At 44.9% G+C, this 11,889-nt stretch carries 9 protein-coding genes; 5 read left to right on the top strand and 4 right to left on the bottom strand.

Translation table 11 applies throughout. The features are described from left to right. Positions 1-17: 17 nt before the first annotated feature. From EDD78_RS01135 to EDD78_RS01115, 4 genes are all read right to left on the bottom strand, one after another. Positions 18-494: an SAM-dependent methyltransferase gene (locus tag EDD78_RS01135; protein ID WP_132083573.1), complete on the bottom strand. Its 477-nt coding sequence runs from the start codon at positions 492-494 to the stop codon at positions 18-20. Between the two features lie 1,235 nt (positions 495-1,729). Then, positions 1,730-2,677 (bottom strand): PIN domain-containing protein, encoded by a 948-nt coding sequence (locus tag EDD78_RS01125; RefSeq protein ID WP_132083569.1) that lies wholly within the window; start codon positions 2,675-2,677, stop codon positions 1,730-1,732. Between the two features lie 220 nt (positions 2,678-2,897). Then, positions 2,898-3,944, bottom strand: coding sequence for a hypothetical protein (locus EDD78_RS01120; RefSeq protein WP_165873055.1), 1,047 nt, complete (start codon positions 3,942-3,944; stop codon positions 2,898-2,900). Between the two features lie 528 nt (positions 3,945-4,472). Further along, positions 4,473-5,507 carry a hypothetical protein gene (locus EDD78_RS01115; RefSeq protein ID WP_132083565.1) on the bottom strand — a complete coding sequence of 345 codons (1,035 nt, stop codon included), beginning with the start codon at positions 5,505-5,507 and terminating at the stop codon, positions 4,473-4,475. A gap of 188 nt (positions 5,508-5,695) precedes the next feature. Here EDD78_RS01115 and EDD78_RS01110 point away from each other — a divergent pair, with 188 nt between their 5' ends. The 5 genes from EDD78_RS01110 to EDD78_RS01090 all read left to right on the top strand — a co-directional run bounded on the left by EDD78_RS01110 (position 5,696) and on the right by EDD78_RS01090 (position 11,857). After that, on the top strand, positions 5,696-6,406 hold the full coding sequence (locus EDD78_RS01110) for a tyrosine-type recombinase/integrase (RefSeq protein WP_132083563.1): 711 nt from the start codon (positions 5,696-5,698) through the stop codon (positions 6,404-6,406). Beyond that, positions 6,403-7,371 carry a tyrosine-type recombinase/integrase gene (locus EDD78_RS01105; protein WP_132083561.1) on the top strand — a complete coding sequence of 323 codons (969 nt, stop codon included), beginning with the start codon at positions 6,403-6,405 and terminating at the stop codon, positions 7,369-7,371. Before EDD78_RS01110 ends, EDD78_RS01105 begins: the two co-directional genes overlap by 4 nt. 54 nt (positions 7,372-7,425) lie before the next feature. Continuing rightward, positions 7,426-7,743: a DUF6809 family protein gene (locus EDD78_RS01100; RefSeq protein ID WP_350308567.1), complete on the top strand. Its 318-nt coding sequence runs from the start codon at positions 7,426-7,428 to the stop codon at positions 7,741-7,743. A 677-nt stretch (positions 7,744-8,420) separates the two neighbouring features. Next, positions 8,421-8,630, top strand: coding sequence for a helix-turn-helix domain-containing protein (locus EDD78_RS01095; protein WP_132083557.1), 210 nt, complete (start codon positions 8,421-8,423; stop codon positions 8,628-8,630). Positions 8,631-8,677: 47 nt separating this feature from the next. Then, positions 8,678-11,857 (top strand): hypothetical protein, encoded by a 3,180-nt coding sequence (locus tag EDD78_RS01090; RefSeq protein WP_132083555.1) that lies wholly within the window; start codon positions 8,678-8,680, stop codon positions 11,855-11,857. Positions 11,858-11,889: the final 32 nt, after the last annotated feature.

The following is an 11,889-nucleotide window of genomic DNA, read 5'->3' as shown; positions in this document are numbered from 1 at the left end:
AGATTTCGTGAAAATTTTTAGCAAGAAATTTCGCGCTCCCAATCGAAGTCCCCGCTCGCCTCCACGCTCTCCGGCCAATGGCTGCACCAGACGGGCACGGCGGGGTGCTCCACCCGGTCCAGGCTGGGGGTATAGGGCTTTATGTCCAGCACCGGACTACCGTCGTCGGCATCGAGGTAATCGAGACGGATCACCCCGTTTTCCTCGTCGAGCCCGATGATTCCGGCACAGGAGAGTGCGAGCGGATTGGGCCGCCGGGGCGAACGGGTGGCAAAGACGCCAAGGCTCTGCGGCCCCTTCGCATAAGGGTGCTCCTCGCTCAGGCTCGCGCGGGAGGCCGGGTCGTCGCAGCCACTGAACCACCAGAGGGTTGTCAGATGGCCAAAGCCCACAAGACCCGTAAGCCCTGCGCGATAGGCATGGAAAAGCTCGATTTGGAACCCGTTTTCCGAAACGTGCACCGTGCCGATCGGGTTGACTGTCAAAAAATCCATAAAAATTTCCTCGTTTCGATTTGATTTTTACGGTACCGTGTCTCCAGTATAGCAGGGCTTGCTTATACTACAAGCCCCAATTTCTGCAAAATTACCCGGCGGGATTTTGGCTGACATTTGGGTAGGCTTCAATCTGGTCCTCGCATTGCCGGCCGCGGGCCGGGCCCCCGACTGCAGGGGGCTTTTCTAGCGCGTATCATTAGGGGGCTGACGGAAACCGTCAGCCCCCTTAATCGTTGTTTTATTGTTTCACCAAATGTTTGGCAAACCGCTGTCCGGACCCAGTGAGCGCGGGGAGCAGGTACTCCCGATTGAAGCGGGTGACCGGCGGCCGGTCAAGGGCGAACATCGCCATATGGTACAGCGTCTGCTCAAGCCGATCCAGGCGCTGGATCGCTCCGCTCAGGCAACGAGCAGACAATTTTTCCTTACGTATGGCGATTAAAAATAAAAACGATTTGTTTTACAAGTCGTTTTTATTTGCAGTAAATAGAAAAAGGCCCGGAGCGCGAATTGGCTCCAGGCCCTTGCCTGGTGGTCCGAGTGCTCATAAGGACAAACTCCACCCCCTCGCATAAAATCAGTGTTTACTGACTATCAACAAACAAATATTATACGACAGGCACTTGTTTGGATAACAGGTGCTTTGTTCATGTCCTTATTCAGAAGAATGGAAACGGTCTTCATAGAGGAGCTTGTTATATTTTACCATGCTTACGAAGCATTTCTTTTAAAAACCGTTCTTCTAGTTTAGCATGGTTTCCATTTTCAAAATAATAATCAGTAAAATGGCTTAACAACAATTTGGGTATCCCCATATCTGCCAAATCGGACTCATAACTACGCTCGAGAACTTCAACTAAAATTTTAGGACGCCTCGAATCACTATTACGGTTATTTTCACTGAAACGCAAATTAAGGAACGATAAAAACGCTTTAAAGTCATCATCGCTGCGACTGTTTAATTTGAGCAAAAGGGAATGCCATGCACTTGGCTTGACAACTAAAGGGACGGTCCCAGGCATAAGCCCGCGTGACCAATTGCATAAATTCCCATCTGTTGAAATAAAAAAGTTGTGTATAACAAAAGCAAAATTCCCTTTTCAAAAGAACAAGAAAACTCAAGTTCTTCCGAAAAGGGAATGGTGCGAGCATTCATAACGACAAACTCGTAAAACCGCATGAAATAAAACATCCGGCAGCAAGCAGACGAATATTGGAGCTAAGTAAAATATTTAGCTATTTATACGAAGTTCCCATACGCCGGAGCTAACCCTATGAAAAACATCATCTTTTCCAAGGTATGCTGTTACATCACTTGAGTGTTGGTAGATTGTCCTGCGAATAGTGCTATCAATTGTAGCGTTACTAAACTTATCCGGATGGAATAGGGCAATTAAATCTTTACATTCCTCATAAATTTCCGCTAAAGTTGCCCTTCCTCCAAGTTGTTCAAGCGCCTGAATAATAATATCTACCCACCGAATATTGTCCTCGGCCTCCATTGCACGCTGGTCCATTTCAATATCAATCATAGAAAAGGCCAAGTACACAGTATCACATATTACGAGTTCACTTCCTGTTTTTGTACGATAATCATATTGCAAAAATTCTTTATTCTGAGTGTATGTTCGATCTTTGCTAACAATAATTAGATTGCATTTTAATGTGTTAATCAAGGTCTCCCATATAACTTCGTCTCCACTGGAGTATTTATCCCCTCCGGGAGGATTCCCCAGAGTTTTTCTTTTTGTTGCAAGGTCGATGTACTCATCTGCTGTGGGTATAGTATTATTGCTTTTCCACAGTTTTACAAAGCTCTCATAGATGTAGTCTTGCTTTGTATCAGATAGAACAGTGTCGATTTTGCCTATAACTTTTTTGCGACAGCTTTTTAATTCTTTTACACACCGCAAATAATCCTTGTATTCCGAAAAGGAGCTAACAAAAGATGATGTATGGGTAGTCGCGGTAGGATCGAAAAAGGTGTTTTTGAAATCGCTGATTATTCTTGTCCTATTCCTCAAATACTCGTTTACGGATTGCTCGGTCGTGATTAAAATCTGCTTATTCTTAAAAAGGGTTCTCATAAAGGCTTTTACATTCCCGGAGTCGTTTGAATTATAAAGCCCAAGAAAGATATTGGTATCAATAAATATCTTGGTGTTTTGTTTTGTAATCACAATATCTCTCCTTTTGTCTTTTGATAAAATGATACCATAAAAATGCAACGGAGGCAAACAAAAAGCAGGATGGCAAAATACCAACCTGCTTTTTTGTCGTTATGACCGCTCGAGGGTCATTCGTAGTGGTCGGAGTGGAATTATAGGATTTGAAAAAATCAAATTGTATCAATGGTTTGTAGGCAATCGGCAAGCAGTATTTACACATTATATTCCCGTGTCATTTCTTTAGTAAATGTATTATCCATTCATTCATAGTATACTCTTGCTTTTGCTTCCAATCACAGATTAAACCAAGAAATCCAGGGAATTCGTATGCATCTAACGTTTCGTCCCAGTCAGCAAATTCAAATGTATGGAGGAACGCACTGTAGAGACAGACTATAGCCACGAGTTTACCGTCCTCACTACGCATAAAGAAGCAAAAGTGTGCTTTTTCAGGGAATTTAAGAACTCTCATACCACCAAACCCTTTTGGCAATGATACAAACCTATCGGTATCCGATTTCCCCAAAATCCAATTACGAATTTCTTTGAATCGAATATCTTGGATAAACTCTTCTCCTCTAAAGTATGCAAGTACATTATATGCTATTTTCGCATAAACTCGACAAGAATCCGCACTTTCCATCAGATGCAACTCAAATTTTCCGAGAGTGTCCCGTTGCAAAACTTCTTTTACCTTTGCCTTTTCACAAAACAAGGCAATTTGGTCAGCTAGAAATTGAACTGTTGGAGGCGATTCGGAAAACGCAACGTAAAATTTGCCACTCCAAGTACCGACGATTATCGAAGAAACTCCAAGTTCAGATGCACGGATAGAAACAAATTTACCAGAGAATTTTGACAAAGCATTTTTGAACGAAGTTAAAATCTCCTCTGGCTCATTTTCACACCTGGGTGTTATAAAATGGAACTCAGTTTCCGCCATATTTGTACTGATTCTTATCTGCGGTATAGAATATGGCTTCCCCGCTTTTATGTACCCTAGCTCAAAAGTTTTATCATCCGATTCATATATACAAATTTCACTTGTTGATGCTTTCGAAGGGCTTGAACTCCCCCTTTTCCCGGGGCCCTCCATCGCTCTTATTATAGAAATTGTGGAGCATCGCATTAAGTCCAATTCCCATTGAGAAAAAAGTTCATTTGCCTGATCAGAAACACATCCTTGAGGAAGCATCATTTTACCGCCCAAACCTGCCGGGAAAATGTGCTCTCGCTTTATGTACGTTAAGTCAGGCATATCTCCATAGTAAATGCACATTGTCAGTTACCTCTCTTCTAAATGAGCCTTGCATTTTTAGATGTACTAATTATATCATTGTCAGTAAGTCCTGTCACTCAATTTAGCTTTTGAGTGTAATTATAGGACTTTCCAATCTTTGACGGTCTACAAACCCGCATGGATACAGGCATAGCAAAAAGCCGTCGACAAAAGTCGACGGCCTTTTCAATGGTCCGAGTGACAGGATTTGAACCTGCGGCATCGTGCTCCCAAACGTGTGTCTGAACCTTCAGGGAGCCATTTACAGCTCTCTTTGGCCCTTTCCGCTGCTCCGGCCCTTCCTCTTTGGCACTCTTTTGCCCTGGTTGTTTCAAGGAAAAATCTCGCCTTTTGGGATTTGTGTGGGATGGGATTCTGTGTATTAAAAGATGTTCCGTCCGGTTTGAGGGGGAGATGACAGACCAATCACCTCAGAGGAGCGGCGCAGGAATTGCACCGCATAAACAAAGAATAAAGCTCTTATAACATCTTTTGTTCACTATCTCAGTCGTATGAGACTTTCGAAAATTAATTGTTATTCACCAGAGCACCATTAGGAGGCGGAACATCATTTGCATCGATGCCATTGATTTTACAGAAGTGCTCGAAAAATCGCTGGGCAAATTCCTTTTCCTTTGGATTGCTCTTGACAGTAACGATGTCCCGTAAGATTTGCGCAGCCTGCTCGTCAGTTAAGTACCGATGAAGCCCAGACCCGAAGACTATTTTTTGTGGAGCGTTTCGGTTGATGTAATAGTTCCAAAAAAGTATTTTATGAGCTTCTGCTGGAACAAGTTCAATTTTCCATTCAGAATTTGTCGTTACATAACCTACATCTCGGTTATCACCTTCATAACTCTCATCAACGAGGAATACTGCAAAAACAAACCGCGATTCGTCTGAAGCGGCATTAGGTTCTCGTGTGGTCAAAACCGCGAGACTGTTTTTCTGTACTTTCAAGAGACGCATTGGTTTTCCTTTGTCGGTCCCAGTCTGGACAACCCCAGCGCTTGCCATCCAGTCTCGCAGCATATGACTCTCATAGCAGACAGAATCCAGGCCATGGCCGCCACTCATCATAGATTCCAATTCTTTTCTGGTAATTTCCCCATCTAAGTACCAACGACAAGGAGAGTCTTCGGAAGAACACCAAACATGGCGGGCTTTCTCAATATTGAATCTTAATATAGAATCAGAACAAACGCCTTGGAATCCTATATGATTCTGCTCTTTCCCTCCATCACAGTAATTGCATTTGAACGCTATATTAGAGCGTTCTACTTTTTTGGCATGCTTCTGTGACCGCATCTGCGGCTGTGTTGGTGTTGCAGATAGGTGATTGGCAGACAGAACAGAATTTGAGTGGGCAGATTTTTTGGATTGGATATCTTTATCAACCTGTTCCATAAGTTCCGGATCTGTACTCGTCAGGTATTTTTCAAATGCATCCGGGTAGACAAATTTCTTTTCGCTATCCCCAAAATTGACGGTGAGATACGCACTTGTGAGTTCAGTAATTGTTCCACATCCAAAAACCTTGTGGTTCACTTTTCGCCCGAGCATATCAGCACCTCCTTTTGTTAGACATTTTATCATCTGCTATCAAAAAAGGCAAATTGCAACAAATGATATCAGCAGTTCAGCATCGTTAGAATGTAGTTAAGGCTTCCACTCCAAAAGAATTCCGTTCTTTCCAGTAGCTATTTCCCTCGTTCTGTGGTATTGTTCGGTTGCCGAAAGGAGGCAACGATATGCAGAAAGGAAACAGCTACACCGTAGGCCAGTGGTGTGACCGCTGGTTTCGTGTGAATCAAAGCAGATGGAACGGCAGCACCGTGGGCGGATACCGCAACCTGATCTACCGCCACATCCTCCCCGGAATCGGGAGTATCCCACTGGAAGAACTGACTGAAAACACCGTCGCCAGCTTCTATGACAGCCTGCGGAGCCAGGGACTGAGCACCAGAAGCGTCTGGTGCGTCCATCTGCTCCTGCGGCGCTGCATGGACGACGCGGCCCGTGACCAGCTTATTCCCTGCAATCCGGTGCGGCTTTGCAAAGAACCGAAGACAGAAGAATATAAAACGGTCCCTTTGCGTCTGGGGCAGCTTCAGCGGTACCTGAACGCGGCGGAACAGTTTGGCGTACTCCCGCTCATCTACACTGGACTTTCCAGCGGCCTGCGGCAATGTGAACTCATCACCTTGTCGTGGGCTGATTTTCATATCCGCTGCCGGTACATCCTCAAGGGTCAGCGGTTGCTGACGCTAAACGGCAAGGCGGAGCATCTTCTGGAACGGATACCGAAAACCGACTGCTATGTGTTTCTCAACCCCAAGACCGGAGCGCCGTATCAGCTCTACGAGTTTTACTACCTGCACAAGCGGATACTGAAACAGGCCGGCCTGCCGTGGGTGGCCTTCCGGAACCTGCAACGCCAGTGTATGGAGGTGGGGATATGACGCTGAAAGAGTACATCGTTCACTGGCAGGAGGTCTACGACAAAAACCAGAGCAGGCCGACCACATACGCAGCTCATGGTTATCTCTTCAAAAACCACATTCTCCCCGGCTTGGGGGATATACCACTGGAGAAATTAACTACAAAACAGGTGGGAGATTTTCTGGAGGAGCGAAAACACTTTGGCGGTCACCGCCCGGAGAGTCCCGAATACCCAGGACTGGGCGAACACACCATGCGGCATATCCACCGCCTGCTCCAGCAGTGTCTGGATCAGGCGATGCGGGATGGCCTGATAACGGACAATCCCGCCCGAGCATTCCGCTATCCGAAACCCAGGAAGGTCAGCGCCAATGTGCTGACGCCCTCAGAAGTGGAGGACTATCTGGACGCGGCGGAGCGGTTCGGCCATCTCCCCATGTTCCTGCTGGCGCTGACAGCAGGGCTGCGGCAGAGAGAGCTGATTGCCCTGAAATGGAGTGACCTTAATGTTAAGAAACGAACGCTGACTATTTCCGAGGGCCGCTCAATGGAACGGCGGGAACTGGTGGAGTATAAAGGCGGAACCAGATCCATCAGCCTGACCCCGGAAGTGGTGAAGCTTTTGCTTGAAGAACATGCCAGGCACCCCAGCAGCCCGCTGATGTTTATGCATCCGGCGACCCAGAAACCCTACTCACCCCAGATGGTGCGTCGGTTCCACAGTGAGATTATCCGGGAAGCAGGGCTGGACCATATCCGGTTTGAGGACCTCCGGCATACCTGTGCAGTCCTTTCATTGCAGAATGGAGTGGGAGTGGAAGAAGTAGCGCAGATGCTGGGCCATTTCAGAGCAGCGATGACCCGGCAGAACTATGAAGATTATCTGACCCACGAAACATCCAAAAGGATGGATGAGTCTGGCAAGGCAACGGAGAAAGAGCTGCAGCAGGCGGCAGATCTGCTGGATGGACTTCTGAAATTCTGATAGCTATTTTGCAGAAAGTGTGGTATATGTTTGGGTCACAAAGAGGCAATGGCCATGGAAAAGAAACTGCTTCGGACGCTGTATGATTGCTTTTATATCCGTCCGGAGTTTGTCGAACAGGAAGAAGAAGTGAAGGCGTGCCACAAAGCGTTGATCACCGCTCTGGAAAAACCGGAGCGCAAACTGGTACTGAGGATCATTGATGCTCAAGATTATATCAAAACGGAAACCTCCCTGGATAGTTTTATAGCTGGGTTTGAATTGGCGTGCAAACTTTCCAACGAGATACATCATGATGAAAATGGGAGGTCAGCCTCCTATAAAGCCAGGAGATTGGGCGTTCGTTTGATATCTGAGGAAGAACCGAAATGAAAAACGAATTGCCATAACCGCAGCGATTACCGCCAGTTTCTTCCTGTGGGGCCGCTATGTCACCTCAAATCCCCGGTGGGCAAGAAGTATCCGCACCAAGTCCAACACACGGTGGCTGCACCCCGGGCGACGCTTCCAGGGCTGCCAGAACGGTGCCACAGACAACAGCGATAGAAGAAGTGGTAAATGGAACGATGGTTAAGCGTGTTTGGAGGGAGTTAATGAGGCAGCTTCCTGCTCCATAGCCTACAGCAGAAAACCAGGCTAAACCAATGCCGGAGCTGCCACCGCAGATAGAGACCAGCAGCAGTAATTCAACGGGTGTGGTCTATGTATCAGGCTTCGGCTAGATAGAAAGCCGATTCCCCAACTAGGTAGAATACGATAAGGATATGTATGAGAACGGAAAGAAAATTGGAATTATGGGCTGACGCAGCGAATGCGCCGCATAAACAAAGAAATAATCGCAGGAGTATCAAGGAGCATTCCTATATGGAAAAGTGCTCAACAATTTTACGACTTATCTCAAACAGTCACTCCAATTTCGCATAAAGTTGCGAAATTCTCTTGAAAATAGCCAGATACTAGTAGTAAAATATAAGTTAAAGTGTCGTATTATACATTTTTGAGAAATGCCTTACAAAATACATTTGCTGCTTGAAAAAAGGAGAGAATGCATGGCTCTATCTTATAACCGTATGTGGAAATTGCTTGTAGACAAGAAAATGAGCAAAGCAGATTTGAGAAAGGCCGCAGATATTGCGCCGAATACGATGACAAAGTTAAGGCGAAATGAAGCGGTAAATCTCGCTATTTTAGGTCGTATATGTGAGACCCTCGATTGTGATTTTGGCGATATTATGGAATATGTAAAAGAACCAAAATAAAGCAATGCAATTAAGAAATTCGAACATCTTCAAGGGAGTAGTTATGTATGGTAGAGAGGCAACCGTCCTGGGATAAATATGAAGCAGTCATCCTATTAGAAGGGCTTCTTGCCTCTATGAAAGGCGAACTCACACGTTCGGACGCAATTAAGGCAGTATCTCGTGACTTGAGGGCAATGGCACTTCATCGAGGTATGGAAGTTGATGAAGTGTATCGCAATACAAATGGTATTTCATTTCAAATGAAAAGCATGGAGTCAGCGTATCTCGGTCGCACAGTTTTCAAACCAGCCACCAAACTTTTTGCAGATGTTGCAGGTTTGTATCACGAATCCTATGATGAGTACCAAAAATTACTGAAGGAGGCAAGGGCAATGATAAGCAATAGAAAAATCGTTGAAGACGACTTCATGCGGTATCTTGCTGAACGAGTGTCTCCTGCACAGCTTTCGGAGCTTTATAGATGTTATTCTGAAATAGAAACTTTTTGTCTGAGAATAAAAGTCCTACAGAATCCACTGTTCGAGACAACAGATTTTGAAACCATAAAAAAAGTGCAACGCACCATTGAACAGAACAAAATCTTCAGAATAACCCGTAGACGGCAAATAAATAAGATTGTTGATGCGGGTCGGTATTACTATAACTACATAAAAGAAGGCCTTTACGCTCGCATTACTGATGGAAAGGCCGTTGAAGATCGTAGCACCATCGATCATGAAATGTCGAATCAAAGCCCGTCCGATATAGAGATGGCCGAGGCAGAATCACCTACTACTGCATACACAAAAACCGAGCAAGACGAAAGGCTGTTGCAAAAACACCCTGCTGTATATAATCAAATTTATAATGTACTGAAAGCTTCTCACGAAAGTCAGAAAGTCACAATTCGAGAGATATGTGAGGCCATTAACCATACTGTTCGTCCCGCTGTTGTTGAGGAGATTCTCGATAATGTGAGCTGGGCATCAAATATTGGAGATTCCTACATCTTTTCAGAAAACACTCCTGCAATCGAATCAGATACCTCCAATACGGAGAGTTCACATAGTCAGGATACAACTTTTGAAATTGATTTTTATGCGGACTTTGACTTGGCATACACTAAGCCAGAGCGGTTCAGTTACTTTGGTGAGAGAAAAGCGTGTGGTGATTCGTGGACAGCTCTCTATGTTACTGTGATGGCTTCTGTGATGGAAGATTATCCGCACATATTCAAGCCAGGAATGTCTTTTGCGCAAAAATCTGGCCGAATCGAGCTTGCGAGTGATGATAATTACAGTTTTATGATTGCTCCTAAACCTATACCGGGAACCGCATATATGCTGGAAACCAATTTGAGTGCAAACGATATTGCGGCAAAAATTCGCTATGTCTTGGACTTGTGTAGTGTAGACTACGAAAATATTGTTATCACATATAGAAAAAAAGAGAAGGAAACTTTTGAACAAGTCAATCAAAGAAAGTCGTTTGAAAAGGCTGCGATTTGTGAGATAAATAGCAGAAGCTTCTCTCGCTATCTATCTGAAACACTGAATATGGCTGATGCCACCTGCCGGAGTTATGCTTCTGCGATAAACAATTGTGAAGCATTTGCCCAAGAACACCAGCTGGCCTCCTGGCAGCTTTACGCAACGGACAAACAAACGGCGCAGGAGACAATTCAGTTGCTCTTAAGCAATGCGGATTTTCTTTCCTATAATGCAAGGCAGCACAACCGTTTCCGTGCAGCTATACAGAAATTTCTCGGATTTATTGGCTCGGACCTGATTTGGACTGCACCTACAAAGGACGATTCGGAACCGGCAGAAACCTACAGAGATGAAGGCTATGAGGAGGTCCTTAGGCAATACTTTAAAAAGGGATTCCGCATGGATTCGCCACTTGAGATACGCAAATTCAAGAGATATTACACGGCAACCCATGATAGAGAGCTAACTGATCCTGATGATGACATTAGCAAAAAAATCAAGCAGCTCTGCATTATTTACGAGGGAAAAGCATTTCTCCCGGATGTCATGCTGAGCGAAGAACTAAAGGACGAATTGCTAAATTACATCGAGTCCGCTTTTGCGGACGGTAAAGTCGCTATCTACTATCAAGCGATTTTTTCCCAATTTTCCGATGCTTTCTTGGACTACCATATCCACGATGCCGATATGCTGAAGTCGTACCTGACTTTTATAGGAAACGGTAGATTCTTTATCAATAGGAGTTTTATATCAAAGACGCCAAATGTCAGTATGGACCCGTTACCTGAAGTTCGTTCTTGCTTGCAAGATTATGGCAAACCAGTGACCTATGATGAGCTTTTCACTGCTCTGCCTCATCTCCCGCAAAGTAAAATAAAGTTTATTCTTGCCAGCAATGTTGAATTCGTTAACAACGGCCACAGCGAATACTTTCACGAAAGTATTGTCCATTTGTCCGATGAAGAACTGGACGGAATTGCCCAAATTATCCAGAGAACCATTGACGAGAAGGAATTTATTGGCGGAAATGAGCTCTATGACGCAATCCGTGTGAAATACCCCTATATTATAGAGGAGAATCACACCCTCTCTGTGTATGGATTCCGGGATGCGCTAAAGGCAAAATTAGGCGATAAATTTTCCTTTAAGGGAAATATTATCAGCCGCTCAGGGCAGGAACTTTCAATGGCAGATGTGTTTGCAAAATATGCGAGAAGTCATGATACTTTCACGCTGTCCGAGCTTCAGAGTTTGGCAAGTAACCTCGCAACTCCCATATATTTTGAGGCGATTTACGAAAATAGCCTGCGAATCAGCCGAGATCAGTTTGTAACAAAAACTGCCGCTCATTTTCCCGTTGGAGCAATGGATGAGGCTTTGGATCGTATCTGCATGGGAAAGTATATTTCTCTGCTGGAAGCGACGAACTTCGGCGCATTCCCCTATGCCGGATTCCCTTGGAACATCTTTTTGTTAGAGCATTATGTGGCGAGCTACAGTCAAAAATATATGCTTCTGCACAGCAGCTTTAATGGGACCGAATGTGCTGGCGCAATCGTCAAGCGTTCTGCAGGCATTGACAGCTTCGATGACTTAATCGTTGACTTATTGGCAAACAATCAAATAGAGATGAAAAAAGCCCCCGTGCTTCAGTTTTTGAGTGATAAAGGGTATCTTGCCCGCCGTAGATACTCAGAAATAGAATCGCTTATTATCAAGGCGAACGCACAAAGGCAAAGGAAGGACACCGACTAATATGTACTCATACACTTGGGATGCCGAGACGG

It is taken from the genome of Harryflintia acetispora, from assembly GCA_004340125.1.
GTDB classification, from domain to species: domain Bacteria; phylum Bacillota; class Clostridia; order Oscillospirales; family Ruminococcaceae; genus Harryflintia; species Harryflintia acetispora.
The sequence above is the reverse complement of the archived record's forward strand: the minus strand, read 5'-3'. Positions and strand labels throughout refer to the sequence as shown.